Genomic DNA, 26,304 nt, shown 5'->3' with positions numbered 1-26,304 from the left:
TCCCCACGCTTTCGCGCCTCAGCGTCAGTTGCAGGCCAGAGAGCCGCTTTCGCCACTGGTGTTCCTCCACATCTCTACGCATTTCACCGCTACACGTGGAATTCCACTCTCCTCTCCTGCACTCAAGCCCTCCAGTTTCCAATGCCCATCCGCGGTTGAGCCGCGGGCTTTCACATCAGACTTAAAGGGCCGCCTGCGCGCGCTTTACGCCCAATAATTCCGGACAACGCTCGCCCCCTACGTATTACCGCGGCTGCTGGCACGTAGTTAGCCGGGGCTTTCTCGTCGGATACCGTCAGGACGCCATCATTTCCTATGGCGTTTGTTCGTCTCCGACAACAGAGCTTTACGACCCGAAGGCCTTCCTCGCTCACGCGGCGTCGCTCCGTCAGACTTGCGTCCATTGCGGAAGATTCCCTACTGCTGCCTCCCGTAGGAGTCTGGGCCGTGTCTCAGTCCCAGTGTGGCCGATCACCCTCTCAGGTCGGCTACGCATCGTCGCCTTGGTGAGCCGTTACCTCACCAACTAGCTAATGCGCCGCGGGCCCATCCGTAAGCGATGGCCGAAACCATCTTTCCCTTTTGCCCCATACGGGGCAAAAGCCTATCCGGTATTAGCCCCGGTTTCCCGGAGTTATCCCGGTCTTACGGGCAGGTTGCCCACGTGTTACTCACCCGTCCGCCGCTCGTTCCACGGACGTCACCCCGAAGGGATCCGTCCGCTTCCCGCGCTCGACTTGCATGTATTAGGCACGCCGCCAGCGTTCGTCCTGAGCCAGGATCAAACTCTCCGTAAAAGTCGACGCCTTCCGGCGTCTCGAAAACGACGACCGATCGAATCGGTCCATCGTAACCTTTACATCCGTTTCATCCGTGGCGTCCGGAAAAGGTTGCCCTTTTCATTCGCGCTTGGCTTTTGTTCAGTTTTCAAAGAGCCATCCGTCGCCCCGGTTTCCCGGAAGCGACTTTATTAGATTAACACATCTTGACGATTCGTGTCAATCACTTTTTATCCAGCCGCTCACCGGAGCGACGTCATAAATATTATCACCGTTTACCGCATTCGTCAACGGCTTTTTACTTGTAAATTTTTCCTTTTTCCTGGATGAGACAAAAACCCACGAAAAAGGAAGCGCTTCGGGATTGATCTCCTTGAACCGGGAGAAATTACACAACATCATCCAAACGTGCAGGCACATCCGGCCGTCAGACGCCTTTGAACTCTCACAAAAATAGGTTTTCTCGGAAAAGATAAAAAAAGCGGAAAGGTCGTCCTACTCGGTTCAAAACGAGCCCTTCCGCCATCGGTTATAGGGGTGTCAATGATCTTCCCGTTTTTTCATTTGCGGGAACAAGAGAACATCGCGGATCGACGGCGAATTCGTCAAAAGCATGACAAGGCGATCGATGCCGATGCCCAAACCGCCGGTCGGCGGCATGCCGTACTCCAGCGCCTCGAGGAAATCTTCATCCATCATGTGCGCCTCGTCGTTCCCCTCGTTGCGTTCTTTCACTTGTTGTTCGAAGCGTTTCCGCTGATCGATGGGGTCGTTTAATTCGCTGAACGCGTTCGCATGTTCCCGTCCGACGATGAACAATTCAAAGCGATCGGTAAACCGCGGATCTTTTTCGTTCTTCTTCGCCAAGGGCGAAATCGCTACGGGATGGCCGTAAACAAACGTCGGCTGGATCAGCGTTTCTTCCACTTTTTGCTCGAAAAATTCGTTGACGACGTGGCCGAACGTCATGTTATCCGTGACCGCGACGCCGTGCTCTTTCGCGAGACGGCGCGCCTCTTCGTCGGTCATTTGCTGCCAAAAATCCACGCCCGTCGTTTCTTTGATCAAATCGACCATATGGGCGCGCCGCCATTTCGGCTCAAGATCGATTTCATGTTCGCCGTAAGTGATTTTGGTCGTGCCGAGCACTTTGCCGGCGACATATGCGATGAGGTTCTCCGTCAGTTCCATGATGTCGTGAAAATCGACATACGCTTCGTATAATTCGAGCATCGTAAACTCTGGATTGTGACGGGTGGAGACGCCCTCATTACGGAAGACGCGCCCGATTTCGTACACTTTTTCCAAGCCGCCGACGATCAGCCGCTTCAAGTGGAGCTCGATGGCGATCCGCATATAAAGCGGAATGTCCAAAGCGTTGTGGTGGGTGATAAACGGACGCGCCGCCGCGCCGCCCGGGATGTTGTGCATCATCGGCGTTTCGACTTCCAAGAAACCTAGACCATCCAAGTATTCGCGAATGTGGCGGATGATTTTGCTCCGGGTGATAAAGGTTTCTTGCACCTCTTGATTCATGATCAAATCGAGGTAGCGCTGGCGGTAACGCTGTTCGATATCCCTCAATCCGTGGAATTTGTCAGGCAACGGGCGCAAGGATTTCGTCAGCAATTTGAAATCCTTGACTTTTACGGACAGTTCGCCGACTTTTGTTTTAAAAGCGACGCCTTCGACACCGACGATGTCCCCGATGTCAATGCTGTCGAACAGTTCGTATTGTTCGTCGCCGACGGCGTCTTTCCGAACGTAAATCTGGATTTGGCCCGTCAAATCTTGGATGTGGGCGAAACCGGCTTTCCCTTTGCCGCGCTTGGTCATGATCCGGCCGGCAAGGCGGACGGGATATTCTTTTTCTCCAAGTTCTCCCCGGGACATGGCGCCGAATTCCTCTTTCATTTTTTGCGCCGTGTACGTCCTTTCAAAGCGTTCGCCAAACGGATTGATCCCTTTATCGATCAGTTTTTTCAGTTTTTCCCTTCGCGCCAACAGCAAGTCGTTCATTTCATTTTCATGGGTCATATGCATCATCTCCTTTTGCTCCACTCCCCGGACTCCGAAAGAAAAAACTGCCAGTCCGCACCGGCAGTTGAATGTCCCAAGCAGCATAAACGATTCGCACGCGCACCCGTGACAACGGGCTGGCAGCAGCTTTACAACCGGCTCGCAACGCCTTTATGACGCCATTTCCAATTCGAGCTGTTCGACGTATTCGTAAAGAATCGCCTTTAGTTCATCCGCCCGCTCGCAAAGGTTAATCTTTTTGCGCACGCTGTTGGCACCCCTTAAACCTTTTAGGTACCACGCGGCATGTTTGCGCATCTCTTTAACGGCGATTTCTTCACCTTTCAATTTGACCAACCGGTCTAAATGCAAACAACACACATCAATGCGTTCGCGCGGTTCCGGATCATCATACAATACGCCGGTCTCTAAATATTGAACGGTGCGATAAAGCATCCACGGGTTGCCGAGAGCGGCCCGTCCTATCATCACGCCGTCCACCCCGGTCGTTTCGAGCATTCGCTTGGCGTCTTGCGGCGTTTTGACGTCGCCGTTGCCGATGACCGGAATGTTGACGGCTTGTTTGACCTCTCTCAAGATGTCCCAATCGGCGACGCCTTCATACATTTGCACGCGGGTGCGCCCATGGATGGCGACCGCGGCCCCGCCGGCCCTTTCCACCGCCAGGGCGTTTTCGACGGCGTAGACGTGTTCGTCATCCCAGCCTTTGCGCATCTTGACCGTCACCGGCTTCTCGACGGCGTCGACGACGGCAGCGACCATATCATAGATTTTTTGCGGATCAAGCAGCCATCTCGCCCCGGCGTCGCACTTCGTCACCTTCGGAACGGGGCAACCCATGTTGATGTCAATGATGTCGGCGTTTGTGTATTTGTCCACATATTTTGCCGCTTCGACGAGCGTCTCGCGCGTTCCGCCGAAAATTTGCAGGCTCATCGGCTTTTCCCGCTCATCCACGTACAACATTTGCATCGTCTTTTGATTTTTGTGGATAATCCCTCGGTCCGAAACCATTTCGGCACAGACGAGCCCGGCTCCGAATTCTTTTGCGATAAGCCGAAAAGCCGGATTGCAGACACCGGCCATCGGAGCCAAAACGACCTGATTTTTCAATTTGATATTGCCGATCTGCAGCACGATGAATTCCCCCCTTTAGCTTTCTTTATTAAATTCCAACATCTCGTCGACGGAAACGCCGAGCGTCTCCGAGATGCGTTGGATGATCGCCTCGGTCGGCATGCGGTTACCCCGCTCGATTTCTCCCAACACCGACAACGACACATCGATCGATTTAGCCAATTCCGCCTGAGTAAAGCCCTTTAATTTTCGAAAGGCGCGAATTCTCCTGCCCCACAATTCCGCTTCCATAAACGCACTCCTTTTACGGATCGAAACTTTTTCAACCGCTCGCCGACCGTTTGTCCGATGCCGGGAATGGCGAGATCCGGGGCCAATTCGTTTAACGGCATGAGGACAAACAACCGTTTGGCGATTTCGGGATGCGGAACGACCAATTTTTCTGTCTCAATCATTTTATCCCCATATAGCAAAATGTCAAGGTCGATCGTCCGCGGTCCCCACCGGACGAGGCGTTTGCGGTGCAACGCGTTTTCTATGGATTGCAAGGCATCGAGTAAAGCCTCCGGCGAAAGCGCCGTCGCAATTTCAACGACCATGTTTAAAAAATCGCCTTGTTCGACGGGGCCGTACGGCTCGGTTTCATAAATCGACGAACACCGGAGCACGCGAATTCCGGGATGTTCGTCGAGACGCGCGATCGCTTGCGTCAGATAGCCTTCCCGGTCGCCGAGATTGGAACCGAGGCCGATATAACATTTAAACATCGGCGCGCGACCTCACGATGTCCACCGCCACGGAGTCGTAATGACCGGGTATCGGCGGATCCGGCTTCGTCACTTTCACCCGGCAGCTTGCGACGGTGATAAAACGTTTTAAAAGCGCTTGGGCAATGGACTCGGCAACCGATTCGATCAGCCGGTACGGCGGCCCCTCGACGATTTGCTTGACGATGTCGTAAACTTCGGCGTAGTTCACCGTTTGTTTAAGATCGTCGGAACGGCCGGCCGGCTTCAAATCCAATTCCAAAACGACGTCCACGTAAAACCGCTGGCCGAGGGTTCGTTCTTCGCCGTAAACCCCGTGGTAACCGTAAAATACCATTTTATTGACATAAATTTTATCCATTTATTCTTCGCCACCATCGTAGAGCATCGCATCCATCATTTTAACCATTTTGGCGATCGGCTTCACATCATGGACGCGCACCATGTGACACCCTTTGGCAATGCCGAGACAAACGGTCGCCCCCGTGCCTTCCAAACGCTCATCCACCTCGGCATTCAAGGTTTTGCCGATAAAAGATTTTCGTGAAGTGGCGAGCAAAATCGGGTATCCGAGCTCGTGGAACGCCTCGAGATGTCTCATTACAGTTAAATTGTCCTTGTAGGTTTTAGCAAAGCCGATCCCGGGATCGAGAATGATTTTGTCATCCGTGACTCCCGTCCGCTTGACCATCTCGATGCTCTCGAGCAAATCCTTTTTCATGTCTTCGATGAGATCATCGTAATGAGCGTCGCGGCGATTGTGCATGAGAATGATCGGGGCGTCGTAAAGGGCAGCCGTCTTGGCCATCTCGGGGTCCGCTTTGGCTCCCCAGACGTCATTGATGATGTCGGCGCCCGCTTCCAGTGCTGCACGGGCGGTGACGGCCTTATAGGTATCGATCGAGATCGGAACGTCGCTCACTTCACGAATCGCCCGGATGACCGGGATGACGCGCTCCATCTCAATGTCGGCAGGAACGGGCTCGTGGCCCGGCCGGGTCGATTCACCGCCGATGTCGATGATGTCGGCCCCGTCTTCAATCATTTCGAGGGCGTGCTGCACCGCCTTGTCCACACGGTTATAGCGTCCCCCGTCGGAAAAGGAATCGGGCGTCACGTTTAGAATGCCCATGATCAGCGTGCGGTTTTTAAAATTTAAAACGCGATTTTTGAGCACGATTTGATGGCGATGCTTGGCTATCGTTTTGAGCATTTTGCGGTTTCCCCCTCGCATGCCGCCTCTGCTACGGCTTATTCTCAATACATTCGGATTAAAGGCTTTCGTACAAGGCGCGCAATTCCTCTTCCGTAAAGCGATAAGTTTGATTGCAAAAACGGCAGGTCGCCTCGGCGCCTTTATCTTCCTCGATCATCGCCTTCAATTCTTCTTTGCCGAGCCCAGCTAAACCGTTTTCGATTTTTTCCCGAGAACACGTGCACTTGAACGTGACCGGCTGGCGATCGATCACTTTCACCACGCCGCTGCCGAAAATGACCTCGAGCATGTCTTCCGGCGAAAGCCCTTGGTCGACCATTTTGGAAACCTGCGGGATTTCTTTCAGCCGTTTTTCCAATTTGTCGATGATGTCGTCCGAAGCCCCCGGCATCACTTGAATCAGGAAACCGCCCGAAGCCTTGATGGATTTGTCGGGATTGACCAGAACGCCGACGCCGACCGCCGACGGGATTTGTTCGGACTTTGCCAAGTAATACGTAAAGTCGTCACCGATTTCGCCGGAAACGAGCGGGATGCGGCCGACGAAATTTTCCTTCAAGCCCATATCTTTGACAACGCTCAACTGCCCCTTCGTTCCCACCGCCCGGGCGACGTCCAATTTGCCTTTGTCGTTTAATTCAAAATCCACGTGGGGATTGGTCACGTAACCGCGCGTCTCGCCCTTGGCGTTGGCATCGACAATGATGACGCCGATCGGTCCCCCGCCTTCGACGGTGACCGTGAGCTTGTCATCGCCTTTGAGTTGGCAGGCGAGCATGGTCGCCGCAGTCATCGTTCGCCCCAAAGCGGCTGAGGCCGTCGGCCACGTATCATGGCGGCGCTGAGCTTCTGCCACCATTTCCGTCGTGCGCACCGCCATCGCCCGAAGTTGGCCGTCATAGGCGAGCGCTTTGATGAGATAATCGGACATAATGTCACTCCTTATCCGCCGTATTGCGTTGATAAATGAGATAAAGTCCTTTGAGAGTCAAAAGCGGATCGATGTGATCGAACACTTGCGTTTCTTTTGCGATAAACGTCGAAAGCCCCCCGGTAGCGATCACCGTCGCTTTCTTGTCGCTTAAACGCATCATCCTTTTCACGATGCCCTCCACCAAGCCGACATAACCGTAAACAATGCCCGATTGCATGGCGGAGATGGTGTTTTTGCCGACAACGGACGGCGGCTTGGTCAATTCAATGCGCGGCAGCATGGAAGCCTGTTCATACAAAGCTTCCGTGGAAATCATGATGCCTGGCGCGATCGCCCCGCCGTTGTAATTTTCGTTTTCATCAATGTAACAAAACGTCGTCGCCGTTCCAAAATCCACGATGATCAAAGGCGCCTTATAATAATGAATCGCCGCGACGGCGTTGACGATGCGGTCCGCGCCGATTTCCCGCGGGTTATCGACTTTAAGGTTCAGGCCGGTGCGAATGCCGGGTCCGACGATAAGAGGCTTTATATTAAAGTATTTTTCACACATGCGCTCCAACGGAAACATGATGGAAGGGACGACCGAAGAGATGACGACGCCGTCGAACCGATCAAAATCAAGCGCCGCCTGGTCGAACAAATTTTTGATCACCATCGCAAATTCGTCTTCGGTTTTCTCGCGATTGGTGGCGATCCGCCAATGATGAAGCAGCTTGTCCCCGTCGTAAACACCCAAAACGATATTCGTATTGCCGACATCACAAACAAAAATCATGACCATCACCCGATCCGTTTGGATTAAAGCGTATTAATCTTATCACAAATTCACCCTGCCCGGCACGGACGAACCCTTCTCCCGAACCCCGCCGGCCGCCGGATCCGCGCTTCCAGAAAAAGTGGCCTTAGACGGCAAGGCCCGAAGGAAACGGCCCGCGCTCGGCATAAAAAAAGTTTCGGCCGTTGCGTCAACACCGCCGGCCCTGAACGTTCCGATATGCGGAAAAAGCCCCGGCATTCGGGGCTTTTGGGATGGACATCAGTCTTCTTTTTTATCGTCGGTGGTCACATCGTTACTTGCGGGATCGGAATCGTCTTTCGCTACCGGTTCGCCGCCGCGATTTTCAACAGGCGGTTCGGCGTCCGCTTTGGCCGGTTTGTCGCCACCGGTTTCATGGTTTTGGCCGTCTTTATTTTGTTCGGCATTCAGTTTTTGTTCTCTTTCTTTTCTTCTGCGCACCGATTTCGGTTCGATCAGTTCGCCCGTTTCAATCAGCGCCTTGATCTGATCGGCTTCGAGCGTTTCCACCTTGAGCAGCGTCTGGGCGATGAGCTCCAGCTGATCGCGCTTTTCGGTGAGGATTTGTTTGCATCGCTCGTAGCACTCTTTAATGATGCGCTGGATTTCGCGGTCGATCTCATAAGCGATCTGATCGCTGTAGTTCGGCTCGTTTTGAATGTCGCGGCCGAGGAAAACTTGTCCGTGGCTTTGTCCGAACTGCATCGGTCCAAGCTTTTCGCTCATGCCGAACTCGGTAACCATCCGCCGCGCGATGTTGGTCGCCCGTTCAAAGTCATTGGAAGCCCCGGTGCTCACTTCGCCGAAGACGATTTCTTCGGCGACGCGGCCGCCGAGAAGCCCGGTGATCTTCTCGAGCAATTCCGGTTTGGTCAAGAAGTAGCGGTCTTCCTTCGGCAATTGGACGGCGTACCCGCCGGCCTGGCCGCGCGGGACGACGGTCACTTTGTGGACGGTTTCCGCACTTGCCAACGTCAGGCCGATGATGGTGTGACCCGATTCATGGTACGCAACGATTTTGCGCTCTTTTTCGGAAATGACGCGGCTCTTCTTCGCCGGACCGGCGATGACGCGTTCAATCGCTTCATCAATATCTTCCATTTCAATAACCTTTTTGTTTTGGCGGGCCGCAACGAGCGCCGCTTCATTCAAAAGGTTTTCCAAATCGGCGCCGGAGAAGCCGGGCGTCAACCGGGCAACGACGCCCAAATCGATGTCGCTCGCGAGCGGTTTATTCCGGGCGTGAACGCGCAGCACTTCTTCGCGCCCTTTGACATCCGGACGGTTGACGGCGATTTGCCGGTCAAAACGGCCGGGCCTGAGCAACGCCGGATCCAAAATGTCCGGACGGTTGGTCGCCGCGATGATGATAATGCCTTCATTCACGCCAAAGCCGTCCATTTCGACGAGCAATTGGTTGAGCGTCTGTTCGCGTTCATCGTGTCCGCCGCCCAAGCCAGCGCCGCGCTGCCGCCCGACCGCGTCGATTTCGTCGATAAAAATGATGCACGGCGCATTCTTTTTCGCGTTTTCAAACAAGTCACGGACGCGGGAGGCGCCGACGCCGACAAACATTTCGACGAAGTCTGAACCGCTGATCGAAAAGAACGGAACGCCGGCTTCGCCCGCCACAGCGCGGGCCAAAAGGGTTTTACCGGTGCCGGGAGGGCCGACGAGCAAAATGCCCTTCGGAATGCGCGCGCCCAAAGCGGCAAATTTCCGAGGATCTTTCAAAAATTCGACGACTTCGATGAGCTCTTGCTTTTCCTCATCGGCGCCGGCGACATCTTTAAACTTCACCTTTTTCTTATCGTCGGAATAAAGCCGGGCTTTGCTCTTGCCGAAATTCATGACTCGGCTGCCGCCGCCCTGCGCTTGATTGATCAAGATAAAAAACAGGATGAGGATGATGACGAACGGGATGATCTGAACGAGAAAACTCACCCAGCCGCTCGTCTGTTCCGTCGGTTTAAAATTGATTTCGGATTGGTCAACTTTTGTTTGGATTTGATCAAGCGCCTTATCATTAGGCGGGATATACGTCTTGAACGTCTCATTGTTTTGATAAGATTTGAGCTGGCCGCGGCCTATATATACGCCGCCTTCCGGCTGAAGCGTCAAACTCTTAATATCGCCGTGGTTCAAGTGATATAAAAACCTGCTATAGGACATCGGTTTAACTTCTCTATTTGCACTCGTAAAGAAGCTGGTGATGCCTATAATAACCAGGAATATGAGCAAATATATGATCCAATTGCGAAATATACGACTCATCCCTTACCTCCTCCCGCACCAAGGGAACCATATTTTATACTATCACACCCGAATAAACAAGAACAACAATTACCCTTTATAGATTTCGGGCTTCAGGATGCCGATATAGGGGAGATTGCGGTACTTTTCAGCGTAGTCCAAGCCGTAACCGACGAGGAAGGCGTCCGGCACGGTAAAACCGGTCAGATCGGGGACGATATCGACTTTGCGGCCGCTCGGTTTATCCAAAAGCGTCACGATTTTAATCGATTTGGCGCGTCGATATTTAAACAGGTCGACGAGGTAGCTTAACGTCAAACCGCTGTCAATGATGTCTTCTACGATCAGGATGTCGCGGTTTTCCACTGACGTGTCCAAGTCCTTGAGGATCTTCACCTCGCCGGACGACACCGTCGAATTGCCGTAGCTCGATACATCCATGAAGTCGATTTCCAAATGAACGGTGATGCGCTTGATCAAATCGGCCATAAAAGGCATGGCTCCCTTGAGCACCCCTACGACGAGCGGAAAACGGCCTTCGTATTCAACGGATAATTGCTCGCCCAATTCCCTAACCTTCTCTTGAATCATTTCCTCCGTATAAAGTATTTCCTGCAGATCTTCCTTCATTACAAATCCTCCTGAAATCCGCGGTGGGTTCGAATTTTAATATAAGATAAACGGATGTTTCGTTCTCATATCGCGCATAATCCCCGTGCCGAACGAGCGGCACCCACATAATATCGCCCTCGGCGTCGACGATGACCGGCCATACGTCCCGAACCTTTTGCGGGATTTTATGATCGATAAACAGGGATTTCAACTTTTTGGTACCCGATACGCCGGCGGGACGCATGCGATCGCCGGGGCGCCTCGTTCGGGCGCGGATGGGAAAGCGCACTTTGTCCATGTCGCAGACAAAAAATTCCTTGCCTACAGCCTCTTTGTCATATGTATGGGACCACTCGGCCCAAATCGTTCCCGTCGGCAGCTCCGTTGGGCCGGGCACCGTAAGCGGGACGTCGTACGGCTCGACCGCCTCCCCGCTCCAGAAGTAAAACGTGCAATAATTATAAGAACGCTCGGCGCGGAGACCGGCGGGAAAATGCCATTCTCCGGAAGCCTTTTCCCGCGCGAGCCATTCCAAGAGCGATTCAATATGTATCATCTGATGGGCCGGGACCATTCGTTTTGTGCTGTAAAGATAGTTTAATATTAGATGAATCACCCGCCGTTGTAAAGGAACAGCCGTCCGCAGAAGCCGGTCAATAAAAACGGTCACAGAATTGTCGGTTTTTTCTTTTAAAATTTCGGACAATTCCTTTTCAGCCAAGGCGTCCAAAAAGCGAAAATCATCGGCCATCCTTTCGCTGTCCTGCTGAAAATGCATATGGACGAGCGGGTTTTCCCGCTTTAAAAACGGCAGCACGACCTTGCGAAAGCGATTGCGGGTATAGGTGCCGGAATCGTTGGTCTCGTCCCGGCGCGGCTCGATGCCGCATTTTCGGCAATAGCTTTCGATGTCGGCCTTGGATACCGAAAGCAGCGGCCGGATGATATGCCCCGGTCCGAAACGGCGTTTGACGAGAATGCCAGCTTTGGCGATACCGAAACTGCCCCGCACTTGCCTCATGAGCATCGTCTCAATTTGATCGTCGCCGTGGTGGCCCAAAGCGAGGAGGTGGGCGCCGTGCTTTTCCATCACCGCTTGAAAAAAATCGTACCGCAAATGGCGGGCGGCGACTTCTTCGCTGACCCGATGCGCCTTTTGGTAGGCACGGACATCGACCCTTTTGCCTTCAAAGGGGATGCCGCGGCTTTTGCAGTAGCCGGCGACATACTCCCAATCGGCCCGGGATGCTTCGCCCCTGAGCTGGTGATCGACGCTTGCCGCAATGATTGATAAATCCCATTGATCCGCACGGTTCAACAAATAATTTAAAAGTGCCATGGAATCCGGCCCGCCCGACACGCCGACGACGATCGTCGCTCCTTTCGGAATCAACCGGTGCTTTTCCACAAATCGATCCACCAGGGCTTCCATGGCATCGATCACCCTTTATATATAATATAGATAATTATCTTCAATTCCATTAGATAGGATAGAAAAACGCCACGTACGTGTCAAACATAACACCCGAAGCGGTCGCTTACATCATAAAAATCGCCACATACATAAAGTAGGCGAACAGAACGGCGCAAGCCAAAATGACGGTTCCCTTCCATTCCTTCTTTTTCTTGGTGCGTGTCTTTCGGTTTGTAATACGATCGTCGCTCCCAATGGTTCCATTCGTTTTATTCAAAAGATCGGCGCGCATGGCGGCGGCGCTTGGATACGCACCGGTCAAAGCGCCTTTTATTTCGTCATAAAAAGGGGCGAGCTTCCGGTGGCGCATGACGTACGTCAACAATTGCTTTTTCGGATCATCCCCTTTTTCAAACCGCCTCATATCGGCCAAGTTAATCATGATCATCGCCACCGCGAAAAGATCGTAGGACGGTTCGGCTTTGCGCGTGCCCATTCCCCAATACCCGCGGTCAAAAAATTCGGTATACTCCTTGATGGCCCGCCCCATCGGCGTCGTTCCGCCGACGTCGAGCCAGCGGACCTTTAGCGGCGGCCCCGTCACGATGAGGTTTTCCGGCTTGAGGTCGCCGAACACCCAGCCTTCGCGGTGCAGCTTGTCCAAATCCTTGAGCAGTTGAAGAATAAATATGGGCGCCCATTCAAATCCGCGCACCCGCACGCATTCGAGCAGCGGCGTCCCTCGAATATATTCCATCGCGTAAAAGGCGAACGTGCCCCGCCCGGTCGTCCAATCGTCGACATCATACAAAGAAGGCCCAAGGGAATCGCCCCGGACCTTAGAAAATTTATTCAGCACATTCACCTCAGAGGCAATGTTCGCCTGGTCGGTTGAAAATTTTAATGCGACCCGCCCGCGTTCGGAATGGGCAAGAAATACCGCGCCTTGCCCGCCGGATCCCAGCGGTTTGATGATTTGATATTGTTTGCCGTGCCACTTGCCGGTGACCATCGTTCCTGGAGGGATGTCAAACGCCCGATTCCTCGGTAAATGTGTCGGCATGATCCATACGGCTCCTTTTTGCGAGTTTGGAAAAGCTCATGATCGCTTCCCGTAGCGCGGGTCCCGTCGGCGTCACGCCGCCGGAGGCAAGTTTTGAAAATACGCTGTGAATGGAAGACATGTCGGGCGTCCACGTCAAAATTTTATCCGCCGCTTTTCTTTTCCCGGGAAATGTATAAAGGCAAAACCGATTGCTGCCCATTCTCGAATTCAAACTGATCGACAAATCGAGCAAGGCTTCCTGAACGGTCGGAAGTTTCCGCTCCATGCTCGCGCTCGTATCGACCAAAATGCAGACTTCCAGATCAACGGTTTCTCCGAGCTCATCAACGACTTCCATGACTTGTCCGCGTTTTTCGGGCGGCAAATCCTCGATCGTTTCATCGTCGCCGAGAATGTGCTGCAATTCTTTATTGATGACGCTTTTGATCGTCTGCGTCATCGCTTGCCGCGTCACCATCTGCACCGTTTGTTTCAGCTGTTTCGCCCTCACGATTTGACTGATGCCCCCGCCGGCCATCGCGATGTCCTCAACTTCTTGAATGCCGGCCAAAGCGGATTTGCCGTCGTCGACGACACCGATGACGTTGACCACAATGCCCTGTTCTCGGGCGAGCGTCGCCACCGCCACCGGATCCTCGCCCTTATTGGAACAACCGTCCGTAATCAACAAGATTTGTCTCAAATGACCTTTGCTCATCTTCGTCACCTCTTGTCCCCATCATCGACAAGAAGCGGAGGTTTTATACCCGATATTTATTGAGCTTTCCGAATTCTTTCTTCGCGACGGGTGTAAGTCGGAATCGCCGCCCATTTAGGGGTATGATGGTCAATTTTTGATACGACGACGGTCATGTCGTCTTTTATGACTCCCCCGGCGGTCCGTATGACTTCTTCCAGCAGCAAATCGGCGACCGTTTGCGGATCGTCGATTTCAATCTCGGAGATTTTCCGCTTCATCCAAAGGTCGGGATTTTCCACGTTTTTCGGGGCGTCAAAGAGACCGTCGCTCATCATCACGAGGAGATCGCCCGCCTTCAATTGGACATCGACGACATCGATGTCGACCTCTTCGATAATACCCATCGGCAAATTGCCGGCTTCCACCTTAATGACCTGATCTCCCCGTTTGATGTAGCTCGGGTTGGAACCGATTTTTAAAAACTTCGCACTCGCTTTTTGCAAATCGATCATCGCCAAATCGAGCGTCGAAAACATTTCGTCGGTCGAACGCAACGCCAGGACGGAATTGATGGATTTAATGGCGACCGTTTCGTCAATCCCGGATTTCAGCACATTGGACAACAGCTTGAGCGTTTCCCGGCTTTCCCTGTAGGCGCGTTCGCCGCCGCCCATCCCGTCGCTGATCGCGATCGCCACCTTCGCCCCGCCGAGCTCAAACACGGTGTAATTATCACCCGAAATCCATCCGCCCCCTTGAGCGGTGTGGCTCGCTCCGGTTTCCACGACATACGCTTTCGCCGATCCGAACGTCACCCGGCCGAATCCTCCCGTGATCTGCGGTTCAACATGTTCGCGGATGATGATCGACTCGCCCAAAATATCGGACAATATGGGAGCGATGATCTTTTCGCATTCCGCATGGTAACCGGCCGGAATCGTCATGTCGATGTCGACGTCGCCTTCTTCCAGATTATAGATGTCCACATCCTCGACATCCAACCCGATCTCCTGCAATTTGTATAAAATTTGCTCTTCCTGCTTTTCATGCATCTCCCGCTCTTTTTGTATTTCTTTGGCAAAATCGCCCATAATCTTAGAGACGCCCATCAATTGATCAGCCACAAGCCGACGGCTGTCTTCCACCCGTTTCCGGAGCATGATTTCATCTTGAAATTGTTGGTGGCGCTCGAAGATGGCGTTGACGACCTTGTCCGGTTTGACGCAATGGTGACGCCAATTGCGCTTCAGCTTCGCCGTCCGTATTTCCGGACTTGACACCGTTTCCTGCATGATTTCAGACATGAGGGAATACGTCGTATCAAAATTTTTCTTCCAACACGTTTCTTTTAAGAAACACTGTTGGCATGTTTTTTCCACCACTTTGCTTAAAAAAAGGTCGATCTCGCGGTCCGATCCGCCGCCCGCTTCGGCGGGCGCGCGCGAAAAGCTGACGGACAGCGCCCTGAATAAGCGGGAAAACTGTTCGACGCGGCTCGCTGTGACCTCGCGCAGCTTTTTCACATATTGTTGTTCCCGGTTATGGTATTCCTGGGTGCCCGGAATATAGCGGGCCATTTCCGCGACCAATGATTTGGGCGTCATAAAAAAGAGGGCAATCGCGGCGACCGACTCCAGCGCCGTATAAACCAAATGATCGTAGCCTTCCCCATATAATCCGATCAGCATCGTTCCGACCATCAACCCGAGCGCGACGCCGATTTTCCGCCCTTCTTTTAACAAGCCGCCCAACAAACCGGAAAACGCGAGCAAACTCATTTCATAGAGGGTGCCGATGTTCGAAAGACCCAAAATCAAACCGATGACGACGCCGACGGTCGAACCGATCGCGGCGCCGGCGACCAAGGAAAAAATAAGGACGAAATAGCGGGATAAGACGTGTTCGATGGAAAGCCCTGCAACCGTCCACGCGTGCGTGCCGGTCAAAACCGAAGCGAGCAGGATGATCAAGCAGACGATTTCTTCATTTTTCAGCGTCCGCTTGCGGATGTTGGAATGGACAAGCGGGAGGCTTTGCAGAAAGATGAGTGTCAGCAGAAATGAAAGGCCGCATTCCACCGCGGCATAAAACCAATCGGTCCAATGGAGAGTGCCGGTGGCGGCAAGGGCGTAACCCAGGCGGGCGAGGCCGCCACTCAGCAGCACCATGTAGGGCAACGCTTGCATTTCTCCGACTTTTATGAGCTTGACGACAAAAGCCCGGACGGCGTTAAACATCAATAGACCGATGAGCACGTAAAGCGCGTGCCGAGGGGAAATCGTCAGCGCCCCGGCGAGAAGGCTCACCGCGGCCGCCGTTTTAATCTTCTGTTTGAAAAAGCCGGCCGTTGCAAAAAATGGAATGGCAAAAGGTGACAAATCCGATAAAATGACGGCCCTCCCCAGCAAAAATCCGATGAGCACGCTCAGCCCCACCCGAATCACGGCCGCCCTCTTCACTTTGCTCCACCGCTCCGAGCTCCGGCCTTCCCTGCCGTTCCGTTCAACCAAAGGACGGGCCAAAGACGACTCGATTCCTCGTCCCGCATCATTCATAGACGACACCACCTATAAAGTAATAGTGTATGGTTTATTTAAACACAGGATACCTTCATTTTTTGTCAAATGGACGGGCAACCGAAACATTTCCTTCGACGGCATTCATGGACGCCATACAAGATATGCGGACGACCGGAAGGCGGGGGTTTTCCGCGCGCGCAAACCGAAAAACGATTTCGGCGCCTGTTTAAAATGGAACAAAATGGAATGGAATAACCGGGAATTTTCTCGATAGGCGGTGGAGAAATAGGAGAAAAAGACTATGGCTTCTGACATCAAGCTTTCTTTTTTTTCCGTTTCAAGATTTTTGGCGAATGATCGGCCGGCTATTGGAAGGAAATGGTTGGAAAAATCGACATGATGAAGGAAGGGGCAACCGGCGGGCGATTCCCGGCCGCTGAAGGGATCCTCAACAGGACGCTCCATGCGGCCATCTACGGTTTGGCCGCATCCGCCGTTCCACCCGGCCGGAAATGGGGAGGCATAAGAAAAAAGCGCCCGCGGTTTTCCGTTCGCGAGCGCTTTCGGTCGTGCTCATTTATTTGCTAAAGGCAGCAAGCGTCATCCCCTTCGTGCACCCCGGCCACCCCTTTTGGATTCCGTTTGGCGTTTGAGCGCGGTCAAGCGATCCTCGCTGTCTCGCAAAAAACGAAGGATCTTCTCCTCAAACGACGGATCCTTTTTTGGACGGCGGGAGCGCCCCGACGTCTTCGGATGATCGACGGCTTTGCGAATCGACAGCCCGATTTTGCCGTCTTCTTCGACTTGGAGGACTTTAACGGTCACCTCGTCCCCGACGGAAAGGACGTCGTGGATATCCTTTACATAATGATCCGCCACTTCGCTGATGTGGACGAGACCGGTGCGGCCTCCCGGCAGCTCGACAAACGCGCCGAAATGGGTGATCCCTGTCACCTTGCCTTGCAGCTTGCTGCCCGCTTCAATTGACATAAAAAAACTGCTCCTCCTAAAAATTTGTATTTAATTTATTATATTATACAGAAGCGAAGAGGAGCATGTCAATGTTGGTCAGACCCGGGGGAAGCGAATATGATTTCGCCGTTTTTGGACATATAATAATCGCGCCGTATCAGTTTGCCGAGATAATCGTCATTATGGAGCAGCTGGATCTCGCGCCGCAACGCCTTTTGTTCATCTTTGACATCGGACAGGCGTTTTTCAACCTCGGCTTTTTGGTCGTTCATCTCATGCAATCGGGCGTATTGGGATTGAAGCACATTGACCATGGCGGCGGTCACCAATCCGAAAAGAACGAAAAAGGCGACCAGGCGACGAATCAACCCTTTGCGCCGCTTACGCCGCCATTTTTCATAGACTTCCCGTGAAGCGACGTAATCCGAGTGAAGCTGCGTGACCCGATCCTTCGCGGTTCTCAAACTTACACCTACTTTCGCTTGATCCAACCTCTCGCAAAGAAAGCCTTGAAGGCCCTTCCGAACGCTTTGATTTTCAATATCCATTCGGTCGGAAGCAGCCGCTTGAACCCCCACCTCAATGGGACGTAAATCAGCTTCAGCAAAACGAGCAAAAGCGCCAAAAGGAATCTACCTATCATCTTACCTAAACGATAAAGCAGCTTCAATAGGACCAAAGCGGGATATATGAAACTGAAGGCGATCGCTTGGCGAATCAAGCGCATGACGAAGAGGACGCTGCGAATGACGCCTTCCAATCCCTTTTTAAAGATGGTTTCAAAAAGCGCTTTATAGGCGGAAAACCCCAAGGCCAACGCCAAAAATATATAAAATCGCACCTCGCCCTGATTGACGTACAACAAGACGAGAAATACGACGAGGCCTTGAACCGCCCAAAAAAGCGTATCCGTCAGAAGCAAAAAGACTTGACGTCTTTTCTTCGGATGAAAGAACCGCTGATATATGGTCAGAGCACAGCCGATCCAGCCTCCAACAGCTGTCATGGCGATCATGGTCGCAAATTGTTCGGTCAGCGTCATTTAAACAACTTGCTTAAAAAACCTTTGGATTGCGCGCCGTCATGATCATCAAGATAACTGATGTCAAAAATTTTTCCCTCAATGACGACGACGCCTTGTTCGACGTTTAACGTTTGCATTTTCAATTGACTGCCTTTGATCGCCAAGAAGCCCATCACCGTTTCCAATAAAAATTCCTCATGGTCAAAGCTCTCCACATGCTTGACCCCGGTGATTTCGATCTTTTTGCGGCCCTTCATGATGATATCGTGATCCGGCGCTTGCCGTTCTTTATTGTAAGAAGAATTGGAAGAATAAAATTGGTCCATGGTCTTCCCCCTTTCTTGTCCTATTCTTATGAGAGGGAAGAACCTTTTAGAACTTGATAAAAGACCGGATGCCAACCACTTCGTCGTATGGATCGCCACAACTAAAAAGGAGACGGCAGCGCCGTCTCCTCTCAAAGTGCTGAAGGTTCTTCGCTCACGATTTCATAAAGGTCGCTCGCTTCATCCTTTTTTACGGATTCTTGCAAGCCCTTGACCTTTACCGTCATCACCTTATGACCGAATCGTATCTCAAGGATATCATTCGGCCGGACTTCCGTCGAAGCCTTGGCCGGCCGCCCGTTCACAGCGATGCGCCCTTGATCCGCCAGCTCTTTCGCTACCGTCCGCCGCTTGATGAGGCGAGAAACCTTCAGAAACTTATCAAGCCGCATTTTTATTTTACGGCTTCTTTCAACTTGTTGCCCGCGCGAAAAGCCGGAACGGTAGAGGCCGGGATGTTGATCGTTTCCCCGGTCTGCGGGTTGCGGCCGGTGCGGCTCGCGCGCTCTCTCGTTTCAAAAGTGCCGAAGCCGACAAATTGAACCTTTTCGTTTTTCTTCAAAGCTTCCGTGATTTCCTCGATCAACGAGTTCACGACGGTTTCGACGTCTTTTTTCGTCAACCCCGTTTTCTGCGCGATATTATCAACGACTTGATTTTTGTTCACAAGGAACTCCTCCTTTTCAGATTGGGAACTTCATTGAAAGTCTTGTTTTTATGCTATTTTACCAAAACTTATTCTCTATTAAACGTCAAAATCCTTTTTTTTCGCAATAATTTCCTTCGCGCGGGCCCACAAGCGCTCCATTTCCTCCGGGCGCATCGCCGTCAAATCCCGTCCATCGCTTTTGGCCATTTGCTCCATCGCCTTAAATCGACGGGAAAACTTGCGGTTGGTGCCGTCCAACGCCAAGGTCGGATCGATGCCCAACTTTCTCGCCAAATTGACAACCGAGAATAACACGTCGCCGCATTCTTCTTCCATGCCCTCACGATTCCCATTATCGGCTTCCTTCCGCCATTCTTCAAGCTCCTCGACGATTTTTTCCCACACCGGCTCCGCTTGGTCCCAGTCAAAGCCGACTTTCGCCGCCTTTTTTTGTATTTCCAAAGCCTTCATCAGCGGCGGCAGCGTGCGGTTGACTTCATCCATCAGGCTGTCCGGGCGCGCGCCTTTTTCCCGCTCTTTGATCGCCGACCAGCGGCGTTTGACGTCTTCCGCATCCGCAGCCACCGCTTCGCCGAAGACGTGGGGATGGCGACGAATCATCTTGTCGGTGAGCGAGCGGATCACGTCATAAATATTGAAATACCCTTCATCTTCCCCGATCTGGGCATGGAGCATGACCTGCAAGAGAACGTCGCCGAGCTCTTCGATCAAGTGGTCATCGTCTTCATCGTCGATCGCTTCGATCACTTCAAAAGCCTCTTCAAGCAAATATTTGCGCAGCGAGCGATGCGTCTGCTCACGGTCCCACGGACAGCCTTCGGGGCTCCGCAACTTCTGGATCACTTTGCGCAGCCGCGGAAACGTATGATTGAGCAACGCCTCATCTTTTACCGGCGGAACGTAAACGCTCGTTAAATTGTCGACATGCACGGCGCGATCAAGCTCGTACAAAGGCAGGCGCGTAATGGTTTCATCAACGCTGCCGACCGCCTTTGCGATGACGATTTCGTATTCCGGGGGCAAATGCTCCAAAAGCGTGAGTTTCACCTCGGAAGCCACAAAGGCGTCGTAAACTTGGCATATAATGAGATGGCGGTCCAAAGGTAGGTGATCGGGATCCAAATCGAGCGCATCAAAAAACGCAAAGCCTTCGATCGGATCGATTTTTAATGCTGCAAACAACGGATCGAGGAAACTTTGTCCGCCCTCGATCTTTACCTCGATGCCTTTTTCCCCGGCCCTCTCCAGCAGCAATTGCACCGTTTTCTCGGCGACCATCGGGTGGCCGGGAACGGCATAAACAATGTCGCTTTGCGCCGCCTGGCGTAACAGGCGCCCGGCGATCGTTTCATAAACGTCTTCGAACCGCTCGGACTCTTTATAAATGGGATCGAACGTTTCAAAGGCGATCCCTTCTCTTTCCAAATCGCGAACGACCGGATGCTCTTTCGTTCGCAAGAAGAGAAAGGGGGCCTCTTTCAAACGTTTGTACACGCCGAGGCTCAGTTGATCGAGATCTCCGGCACCTAGGCCGACAATCGTAATTTTCCCTGCCATGCCGTCACCCCGCTATGTATGGACAAAATGATGCTTCAACCGGAGCAGTGTGGTGAAGCCAAACCGGCGATTTCCAATTTTCGCGCCCGAAACGCCTGTCGGCTGCACGCCAGACCCGGCGGTTTCACCGCCAGCGCCCGGCCCGCCGATGACGCCGCATTGTCACGCTTCGCAACTAAGGGGATTATACCACAAAGGTTGTCCCGACCGCGTGCCGCGCATTCCGGACCGCTCAAAAGGAAAAAGAGACAGCCGAAACTGCCTCCTGTTTTACGTTTCCATTTGTCTCGCCAAAAAACCGGCGGCCGTTTCGGCGAGTTTCGTATCGACCTCACCGATGTCGTCTTGATCTTTTGAGATGAGGATGACCGCTCCGATCGGGTCGCCTCCGGCGACAATCGGCGCGATGACATGCGCTCCGGTCTCACCGGCTCTGCCTTCGATGAGTTCCGCTTTGCCGCCCTTGTCGCGGAGCGTCGATCGGGTTTCCATTGCTTTCTCCACTTCAGGACCGATCGCCTTGTCCATATATTCCTTTTTTGATCCGCCGGAGACCGCGATTACGGCATCGCGATCGGTGATCAACACCAAGCGACCCGAATTTTCCGCCAGCGAGTCGGCATATTCCTGGGCGAAATCTCCAAGCTCACTGATCGGGGAGTACTTCTTTAATATGACTTCCCCGTCGCGATCGACGAAAATCTCCAACGGATCGCCCTCGCGGATTCGGAGGGTTCTCCGGATTTCTTTCGGAATGACCACACGGCCTAAATCATCAATACGACGCACGATTCCAGTCGCTTTCATGTCATTGGGCCCTCGCTTTCATGGTTTATTGTCAGAGAGGTGTTGTAAGAAGATGCCATGTTTCCTGTCTTATTATTTGCGCCGCTTGCCGTTCTATTCATCATCGGGCCAGATCACCCGATTTTAGCAAACGCCTCCTGATTTTGGCGAATCGTTTCCAACGTGCGAACGAGCTCTTGAAGGCGGGTGCTTGGATCGCCGTTTTTAATATAACGAACGATTTTGATTTTCTGATCGATCGTGCCCAGAGCCGCATCCCGTCCATACGACGCGACGGTTTCAAAAAGCTTGTAACGGTCGAGCTTTTTCGTTCCTTCTTCGGAGAGCACCATGGTGAATTTGTCCTGCTCCTGCTTGACCGTTTCCATGTCAAGCGATTCCGCCAACACCTTCACCCGGGTGATGTTGAACAAATCGGCCACTTCACGCGGATAATCGCCGAAGCGGTCGATCATCTCCTCCTCCAGCTCCTCGATATCTTCCAAAGTCTCGACGGCTTTAAACTTTTTGTACATGTCAATTTTTTGTATGGAATCGGCGATATAGCTTTGCGGAATGTAGGCGTCGGCTTCAATGTCGATCGTGACGGTGCGCGGCCGCTTTTCCACCGGCACCCCTTTGCGCTCTTGGATGGCCTCTTTCAGCATTTGCGTGTAAAGGTCAAAACCGACGGAATCGATGAAGCCGTGCTGCTCGGCGCCCAAAAGATTGCCCGCCCCGCGGATGGAGAGGTCGCGCATGGCGATCTTGAATCCCGATCCAAGTTCCGTAAATTCCTTTATAGCCTGCAACCGTTTTTCCGCCACTTCGTTCATCGCTTTATCCTTTTGGTACGTGAAATACGCGTAAGCGATGCGATTCGATCGCCCGACCCGACCGCGCAGCTGGTACAATTGCGACAGCCCCATGCGGTCGGCGTCGTAGACGATCAAGGTGTTCACATTGGGGATATCGACGCCCGTCTCAATGATCGTCGTGCTGACCAACACGTCGTAGACGCCCTCGAGAAAGTCGAGCATGACGGCTTCCAGCTCGCTCTCGTTCATCTGGCCGTGGGCGACCGCCACCCGGGCGTCGGGGACGAGCGCTGAGATTTGATCGGCCATGCGATGGATGCTGTCAATTTTATTATACAAGAAGTAAACCTGGCCGCCTCGGGCAAGCTCCCTTTCGATCGCTTCGCGGACGAGCGTACCGCTGTATTCCGTCACGTACGTCTGCACCGGGAAGCGGTTTTCCGGGGGGGTTTCGATGATCGACAAATCCCGGACCCCCAGCAAGGACATGTGCAGCGTTCGCGGGATCGGCGTCGCGGTCAACGTCAGAACGTCGACGTTGGCTTTCATTTTTTTGATCTTTTCTTTATGCGTCACCCCGAAGCGCTGCTCTTCGTCGACGATGAGCAGCCCGAGATCTTTGAAAGCCACATCCTTGGACAAAAGCCGGTGCGTGCCGATGACCATGTCGATCGTTCCTTTTTTCAATCCCTTGATCGTTTCTTGTTGCTCTTTGCGGGAACGAAAACGGCTCAACACCGCGATGTTCACCGGGAAATTGCTGAAGCGTTCCTTAGCCGTTTCATAGTGCTGTTGCGCGAGAATGGTCGTCGGCACGAGAAACGCCACCTGTTTTCCTTCCACAATCGCTTTAAATGCCGCGCGGAACGCCACCTCGGTTTTGCCGTAGCCGACATCGCCGCACAACAAGCGGTCCATCGGGCGCGGTTTTTCCATGTCCCGTTTGATCTCTTCGATCGCCCGCAGTTGATCTTCCGTTTCCTGATACGGAAAAGCGGCTTCGAATTCCCGTTGCTCCGGGCCGTCCTTCTGAAAGGCATGCCCGACGCTCGCTTCCCGTTCCGCATACAACTTGATCAAGTCATCGGCGATGTCCTGGACGGACGATTTCGCCCGGTTTTTGACGCGCTTCCACTCGCTGCCGCCCAAAGAATAAAGCTTCGGTTCTTTGCCTTCGGATCCGACGTATTTTTGAATTTGATCGATTTTCTCAACGGGAACGTAGAGCTTGTCGTTGCCTTTATAGCGAATATGCAAATAATCTTTGTGCACCCCGCCGACTTCCAACGTCACGATGCCGAGGTATTTCCCGATCCCGTGATCGACGTGAACGACATAATCGCCGACGTTCAATTCATTATAACTTTTCAGGCGTTCAGCGTTCGCGATCGTCTTTGCCCGTTTCGGCGGTTTCCGCGTCTTATGGGCAAAAACCTCTTTCTCCGTGATCACCGCCAGCTTTTGCTGGGCGAGTTCAAACCCCTCGCCCATGCGGCCGACGGTGACATAAAAATGTCCCGGTATGGGCGCCGTATCAGGCTGAACGCGCTCGGCTTCAATCCCGTAATCGAGCAGCACGCGCTCCATGCGCGCCGCGCGCTCCTCGTTTTCGGCAAGAAACAGGACGGCGTATTGGCCCTTTTTCCAGCGGGCGCATTCGTTTTTCAAAACGTTGATTTGTCCGTGAAAATCTTGCATCGAACGGCACGTGACGTTGATGACGTTTTCCGGCTGAAGGTGGGCGTGATGGCGCAAAAACAACGAGAGGTACAAGCTTTGGAACGGATAAGGGTGGATGTCCTCCCACTCCTTGGACAAATACGCGCCATGCACGATCTCGCCTTTGTCGAGAAGATCGGTGATCCACTCCGCTTCTTCTTTATCAAGAGATTCAGCGGTTTCTTGAACTCTATTGATTTCGTCGGTCACGATCAAGGCATCTTTCGGTATATAGCTTAATAGAGTGGCCGGTTCTTCATAACAAAAGGCGATGTATTTGACGATGTCCTTAAAATATTGTCGTTCCTGAACGGCGGTTAATTCCCGGGAAATATTTTCGGTCAACATTTCTTTCTTCTTTTTTTCTTTCACCGCTTTAAGCGTTTCGGCAAGGGCCGCGTTGAGCCGGCCGTAAAGCCTGTCAAAATGGCGCGGGTACATCAGCAGCTCCCGGGCCGGCCCGACGGTGACTTGCTCGACCTTTTCCAAAGACCGCTGTGTTTCGCTGTCGAACGTGCGAATGGAATCGATTTCGTCATCAAAAAGTTCCAAGCGGATCGGATAAGGTTCCGTCAAAGGGTAAATGTCGACGATGCCGCCGCGGACGCTGAACTCCCCTGGAGCGCCGACCATCGCCTCGCGTTCATAACCGATCGCCGTCAGCCGCTCGAGCAAATCGTCGAGGTTGACGACATCGCCAACCCGAAAGGTTAACAGACTTTTTTCCCATTCCGGCTTCGGCGGCAAAAGCCGCTTCAAACCGGCAACGGGAACGATGAAGATCCCCTTCTTGTTTTGGGCGAGATGGTTGAGGGCGGCGATGCGCTCGGCGCGCAATTCCGGGCTGGCGATCGCGATTTCCGAGGCGATCAAATCGTTGACGGGGTAAAGAAAAACCTCATCTTTCGATCGAAGGGACTCCAAATCATCGAAGAGTTTCTGCGCTTGAAACAGGTTGTGCGTCACGACGACGATCGTTTCTTTCCGGCTGTCATAGAGCGAAGAAATCCATAACGACTTGGCGCCGCCCGCCAGCCCCGTCACGAGCTGGTGGCGCATCCCGCTTTGATAGCCGTCGATAACGATTTTCAAATCCATGAGATGGTTAGAAAAATACCGTTTTAATCCGTACAAATGGATTCCCCTCTCCTGTACAAGCAGAAAAACGCCTTGGCCGTCTGCCAAAGCTTGTTATTGAATGAAAGTGTCGAATTGATGAAAGTCAGGATTGCGCTCCAAAGCCTCCTGGCAATCTTCACAGATCGTCGAGACGTTGATGTGTCCGTTTTCGTCGTAATGAATAAGCTCGGTTCTTTCCTTCGGATCCAATTTGTCGAAGCCGAGCTGATCGGTGCGGAACACGTCATTGCGAATGTGGCCGACTTGCTTCCCGCAATGCCGGCAGTGATAATATACGTCCACGGAAGTCGCCTCCCAGCTGTCCACGCGCTGCCATGGGCTTTCCGCCCGAATGACGCGGGTGAGTTTCGCTAGGAGTATTATTTGCCCGCCGTCTTTAATTTATTCAAAACCCGCGGCCATGGCGCATGCGGCGATACGTTCGCCGGCCGCCGGCCATAAAGGCACTCACCGAAAACGGCACAACGGGCGGGCATCGATCAGATGCGGTGCGTCCGCTTATCAAACGTTTTGCGCCGCTTATTATTTCAAATCAGGTTTTTAATTAAAACGGTTCATCACCCTATCAAAGGGTTCGTTGAGAAAGGCCTCGCAAGCGTCCGTGGCTCTTTTTACCGCTTCGTCAATGAGCGGGCGATCTTCTTCAGGAAACCGTCCCAGAACGTAATCAATGACGGATTGCCGGCCATCGGGCCGTCCGATGCCGATGCGCAGCCTTTTAAAATCTTGGGAACCGAGGTGCTGAATGATCGATTTCATCCCGTTGTGCCCGCCGGCGCTCCCTTTTAAACGCAGCCGCATTTTCCCGACGGCGAGGTCGAGGTCGTCATAGATAACCAAAAGGTCATCGATCGCGATTTTATAATACTGCATAAGCGGTGCGATCGCTTCGCCGGACGCATTCATGTACGTCAGCGGTTTGACGAGCAACACGTCTTGACCGCCCGCTTTTCCTTTGCCGTAAACGGCGTTGAACTTCGTCCGGTCCAGCGGGATGGCGAGCTTTTCCGACAACGCGTCAATGACTTCAAAACCTATATTATGCCTGGTATGCCGGTATTCAGAACCAGGATTGCCCAATCCGGCGATCAATTTCATCGGTTTCACTCCTATTTCTCTAATGCGGGACAGGCGTAA

The 26,304-nt window shown here is 52.8% G+C and carries 25 protein-coding genes and 1 rRNA gene; all 26 read right to left on the bottom strand.

Features of this window, described 5'->3' with window-relative positions; all coding sequences use genetic code 11:
- Positions 1-797 (bottom strand): 16S ribosomal RNA (locus CCB157_RS03730); the annotation flags it as partial.
- A gap of 522 nt (positions 798-1,319) precedes the next feature.
- On the bottom strand, positions 1,320-2,816 hold the full coding sequence (gene lysS / locus CCB157_RS03720) for a lysine--tRNA ligase (protein ID WP_077614588.1): 1,497 nt from the start codon (positions 2,814-2,816) through the stop codon (positions 1,320-1,322).
- Positions 2,817-2,969: 153 nt separating this feature from the next.
- Positions 2,970-3,956 (bottom strand): tRNA dihydrouridine synthase DusB, encoded by a 987-nt coding sequence (gene dusB / locus CCB157_RS03715; protein WP_077614587.1) that lies wholly within the window; start codon positions 3,954-3,956, stop codon positions 2,970-2,972.
- 15 nt (positions 3,957-3,971) lie between these two features.
- Positions 3,972-4,187 (bottom strand): helix-turn-helix domain-containing protein, encoded by a 216-nt coding sequence (locus CCB157_RS03710; RefSeq protein WP_077614586.1) that lies wholly within the window; start codon positions 4,185-4,187, stop codon positions 3,972-3,974.
- The gene (folK, locus tag CCB157_RS03705; protein WP_077614585.1) at positions 4,139-4,663 is read right to left on the bottom strand and encodes a 2-amino-4-hydroxy-6-hydroxymethyldihydropteridine diphosphokinase; all 525 of its coding nucleotides are present in this window, start codon (positions 4,661-4,663) and stop codon (positions 4,139-4,141) included. The genes CCB157_RS03710 and folK overlap by 49 nt, the downstream gene beginning before the upstream one ends.
- A complete protein-coding gene (gene folB, locus CCB157_RS03700) occupies positions 4,656-5,024 on the bottom strand; it encodes a dihydroneopterin aldolase (RefSeq protein ID WP_077614584.1) in 369 nt (122 codons plus the stop codon). The genes folK and folB overlap by 8 nt, the downstream gene beginning before the upstream one ends.
- Positions 5,025-5,876, bottom strand: coding sequence for a dihydropteroate synthase (folP, locus tag CCB157_RS03695; protein WP_077614583.1), 852 nt, complete (start codon positions 5,874-5,876; stop codon positions 5,025-5,027). It abuts the gene before it with no gap.
- Between the two features lie 58 nt (positions 5,877-5,934).
- Positions 5,935-6,810, bottom strand: a complete 876-nt coding sequence (gene hslO, locus CCB157_RS03690; RefSeq protein WP_077614582.1) for an Hsp33 family molecular chaperone HslO — start codon at positions 6,808-6,810, stop codon at positions 5,935-5,937.
- 4 nt (positions 6,811-6,814) lie between these two features.
- Positions 6,815-7,591, bottom strand: coding sequence for a type III pantothenate kinase (locus tag CCB157_RS03685; protein ID WP_077614593.1), 777 nt, complete (start codon positions 7,589-7,591; stop codon positions 6,815-6,817).
- Positions 7,592-7,852: 261 nt separating this feature from the next.
- Positions 7,853-9,886, bottom strand: coding sequence for an ATP-dependent zinc metalloprotease FtsH (ftsH, locus tag CCB157_RS03675; protein ID WP_077614580.1), 2,034 nt, complete (start codon positions 9,884-9,886; stop codon positions 7,853-7,855).
- 69 nt (positions 9,887-9,955) lie between these two features.
- Entirely contained in the window at positions 9,956-10,495 is a 540-nt protein-coding gene (gene hpt / locus CCB157_RS03670) for a hypoxanthine phosphoribosyltransferase (protein ID WP_077614579.1), read from the bottom strand.
- A complete protein-coding gene (gene tilS, locus CCB157_RS03665; protein ID WP_077614578.1) occupies positions 10,437-11,909 on the bottom strand; it encodes a tRNA lysidine(34) synthetase TilS in 1,473 nt (490 codons plus the stop codon). Before tilS ends, hpt begins: the two co-directional genes overlap by 59 nt.
- 106 nt (positions 11,910-12,015) lie before the next feature.
- The gene (prkT, locus tag CCB157_RS03660; RefSeq protein ID WP_077614577.1) at positions 12,016-12,954 is read right to left on the bottom strand and encodes a serine/threonine protein kinase PrkT; all 939 of its coding nucleotides are present in this window, start codon (positions 12,952-12,954) and stop codon (positions 12,016-12,018) included.
- On the bottom strand, positions 12,920-13,654 hold the full coding sequence (locus tag CCB157_RS03655) for a vWA domain-containing protein (protein WP_077614576.1): 735 nt from the start codon (positions 13,652-13,654) through the stop codon (positions 12,920-12,922). The genes prkT and CCB157_RS03655 overlap by 35 nt, the downstream gene beginning before the upstream one ends.
- Positions 13,655-13,710: 56 nt before the next feature.
- Entirely contained in the window at positions 13,711-16,191 is a 2,481-nt protein-coding gene (gene spoIIE, locus CCB157_RS03650) for a stage II sporulation protein E (protein ID WP_077614575.1), read from the bottom strand.
- A gap of 564 nt (positions 16,192-16,755) precedes the next feature.
- Positions 16,756-17,145 carry a S1 domain-containing RNA-binding protein gene (locus tag CCB157_RS03640; protein ID WP_077614573.1) on the bottom strand — a complete coding sequence of 130 codons (390 nt, stop codon included), beginning with the start codon at positions 17,143-17,145 and terminating at the stop codon, positions 16,756-16,758.
- A 68-nt stretch (positions 17,146-17,213) separates the two neighbouring features.
- On the bottom strand, positions 17,214-17,591 hold the full coding sequence (locus CCB157_RS03635; RefSeq protein ID WP_158077188.1) for an FtsB family cell division protein: 378 nt from the start codon (positions 17,589-17,591) through the stop codon (positions 17,214-17,216).
- Between the two features lie 8 nt (positions 17,592-17,599).
- Positions 17,600-18,169, bottom strand: coding sequence for a spore cortex biosynthesis protein YabQ (yabQ, locus tag CCB157_RS03630; protein WP_077614571.1), 570 nt, complete (start codon positions 18,167-18,169; stop codon positions 17,600-17,602).
- Positions 18,166-18,477 carry a sporulation protein YabP gene (gene yabP, locus CCB157_RS03625; protein ID WP_077614570.1) on the bottom strand — a complete coding sequence of 104 codons (312 nt, stop codon included), beginning with the start codon at positions 18,475-18,477 and terminating at the stop codon, positions 18,166-18,168. The genes yabQ and yabP overlap by 4 nt, the downstream gene beginning before the upstream one ends.
- Before the next feature lie 131 nt (positions 18,478-18,608).
- Positions 18,609-18,869 (bottom strand): RNA-binding S4 domain-containing protein, encoded by a 261-nt coding sequence (locus CCB157_RS03620; RefSeq protein WP_077614569.1) that lies wholly within the window; start codon positions 18,867-18,869, stop codon positions 18,609-18,611.
- Positions 18,870-18,871: 2 nt separating this feature from the next.
- Entirely contained in the window at positions 18,872-19,144 is a 273-nt protein-coding gene (hbs, locus tag CCB157_RS03615) for a non-specific DNA-binding protein Hbs (RefSeq protein ID WP_077614568.1), read from the bottom strand.
- Positions 19,145-19,222: 78 nt separating this feature from the next.
- Positions 19,223-20,704, bottom strand: coding sequence for a bifunctional methyltransferase/pyrophosphohydrolase YabN (gene yabN, locus CCB157_RS03610; RefSeq protein WP_077614567.1), 1,482 nt, complete (start codon positions 20,702-20,704; stop codon positions 19,223-19,225).
- Between the two features lie 270 nt (positions 20,705-20,974).
- A complete protein-coding gene (gene spoVT, locus CCB157_RS03605; RefSeq protein WP_077614566.1) occupies positions 20,975-21,511 on the bottom strand; it encodes a stage V sporulation protein T in 537 nt (178 codons plus the stop codon).
- A gap of 113 nt (positions 21,512-21,624) precedes the next feature.
- Positions 21,625-25,161: a transcription-repair coupling factor gene (gene mfd / locus CCB157_RS03600; RefSeq protein ID WP_143286912.1), complete on the bottom strand. Its 3,537-nt coding sequence runs from the start codon at positions 25,159-25,161 to the stop codon at positions 21,625-21,627.
- A gap of 57 nt (positions 25,162-25,218) precedes the next feature.
- Positions 25,219-25,449: an anti-sigma-F factor Fin gene (gene fin, locus CCB157_RS03595; protein ID WP_077614565.1), complete on the bottom strand. Its 231-nt coding sequence runs from the start codon at positions 25,447-25,449 to the stop codon at positions 25,219-25,221.
- A gap of 258 nt (positions 25,450-25,707) precedes the next feature.
- Positions 25,708-26,265, bottom strand: a complete 558-nt coding sequence (pth, locus tag CCB157_RS03590) for an aminoacyl-tRNA hydrolase (protein ID WP_077614564.1) — start codon at positions 26,263-26,265, stop codon at positions 25,708-25,710.
- Positions 26,266-26,304: the final 39 nt, after the last annotated feature.

It is taken from the genome of Caenibacillus caldisaponilyticus, assembly GCF_002003465.1.
GTDB classification, from domain to species: Bacteria; Bacillota; Bacilli; order Bacillales; family Sporolactobacillaceae; genus Caenibacillus; species Caenibacillus caldisaponilyticus.
Note: the sequence above shows the minus strand (reverse complement) of the source record. Positions and strands in the feature narration are given on the sequence as shown.

What these genes read in the sequence shown, in the direction of transcription:
- spoVT (WP_077614566.1), bottom strand. Translation starts at nt 21,511, where the DNA reads ATGAAAGCGACTGGAATCGTGCGTCGTATTGATGATTTAGGCCGTGTG.
- yabQ (WP_077614571.1), bottom strand. Translation starts at nt 18,169, where the DNA reads ATGACGCTGACCGAACAATTTGCGACCATGATCGCCATGACAGCTGTT.
- CCB157_RS03655 (WP_077614576.1), bottom strand. Translation starts at nt 13,654, where the DNA reads ATGAGCAAAGGTCATTTGAGACAAATCTTGTTGATTACGGACGGTTGT.
- folK (WP_077614585.1), bottom strand. Translation starts at nt 4,663, where the DNA reads ATGTTTAAATGTTATATCGGCCTCGGTTCCAATCTCGGCGACCGGGAA.
- hpt (WP_077614579.1), bottom strand. Translation starts at nt 10,495, where the DNA reads ATGAAGGAAGATCTGCAGGAAATACTTTATACGGAGGAAATGATTCAA.
- ftsH (WP_077614580.1), bottom strand. Translation starts at nt 9,886, where the DNA reads ATGAGTCGTATATTTCGCAATTGGATCATATATTTGCTCATATTCCTG.
- prkT (WP_077614577.1), bottom strand. Translation starts at nt 12,954, where the DNA reads ATGCCGACACATTTACCGAGGAATCGGGCGTTTGACATCCCTCCAGGA.
- folP (WP_077614583.1), bottom strand. Translation starts at nt 5,876, where the DNA reads ATGCTCAAAACGATAGCCAAGCATCGCCATCAAATCGTGCTCAAAAAT.
- yabN (WP_077614567.1), bottom strand. Translation starts at nt 20,704, where the DNA reads ATGGCAGGGAAAATTACGATTGTCGGCCTAGGTGCCGGAGATCTCGAT.
- lysS (WP_077614588.1), bottom strand. Translation starts at nt 2,816, where the DNA reads ATGACCCATGAAAATGAAATGAACGACTTGCTGTTGGCGCGAAGGGAA.
- CCB157_RS03685 (WP_077614593.1), bottom strand. Translation starts at nt 7,591, where the DNA reads ATGATTTTTGTTTGTGATGTCGGCAATACGAATATCGTTTTGGGTGTT.
- CCB157_RS03620 (WP_077614569.1), bottom strand. Translation starts at nt 18,869, where the DNA reads ATGCGGCTTGATAAGTTTCTGAAGGTTTCTCGCCTCATCAAGCGGCGG.
- spoIIE (WP_077614575.1), bottom strand. Translation starts at nt 16,191, where the DNA reads ATGAATGATGCGGGACGAGGAATCGAGTCGTCTTTGGCCCGTCCTTTG.
- CCB157_RS03640 (WP_077614573.1), bottom strand. Translation starts at nt 17,145, where the DNA reads ATGTCAATTGAAGCGGGCAGCAAGCTGCAAGGCAAGGTGACAGGGATC.
- pth (WP_077614564.1), bottom strand. Translation starts at nt 26,265, where the DNA reads ATGAAATTGATCGCCGGATTGGGCAATCCTGGTTCTGAATACCGGCAT.
- folB (WP_077614584.1), bottom strand. Translation starts at nt 5,024, where the DNA reads ATGGATAAAATTTATGTCAATAAAATGGTATTTTACGGTTACCACGGG.
- hslO (WP_077614582.1), bottom strand. Translation starts at nt 6,810, where the DNA reads ATGTCCGATTATCTCATCAAAGCGCTCGCCTATGACGGCCAACTTCGG.
- CCB157_RS03710 (WP_077614586.1), bottom strand. Translation starts at nt 4,187, where the DNA reads ATGGAAGCGGAATTGTGGGGCAGGAGAATTCGCGCCTTTCGAAAATTA.
- tilS (WP_077614578.1), bottom strand. Translation starts at nt 11,909, where the DNA reads ATGGAAGCCCTGGTGGATCGATTTGTGGAAAAGCACCGGTTGATTCCG.
- yabP (WP_077614570.1), bottom strand. Translation starts at nt 18,477, where the DNA reads ATGGACCAATTTTATTCTTCCAATTCTTCTTACAATAAAGAACGGCAA.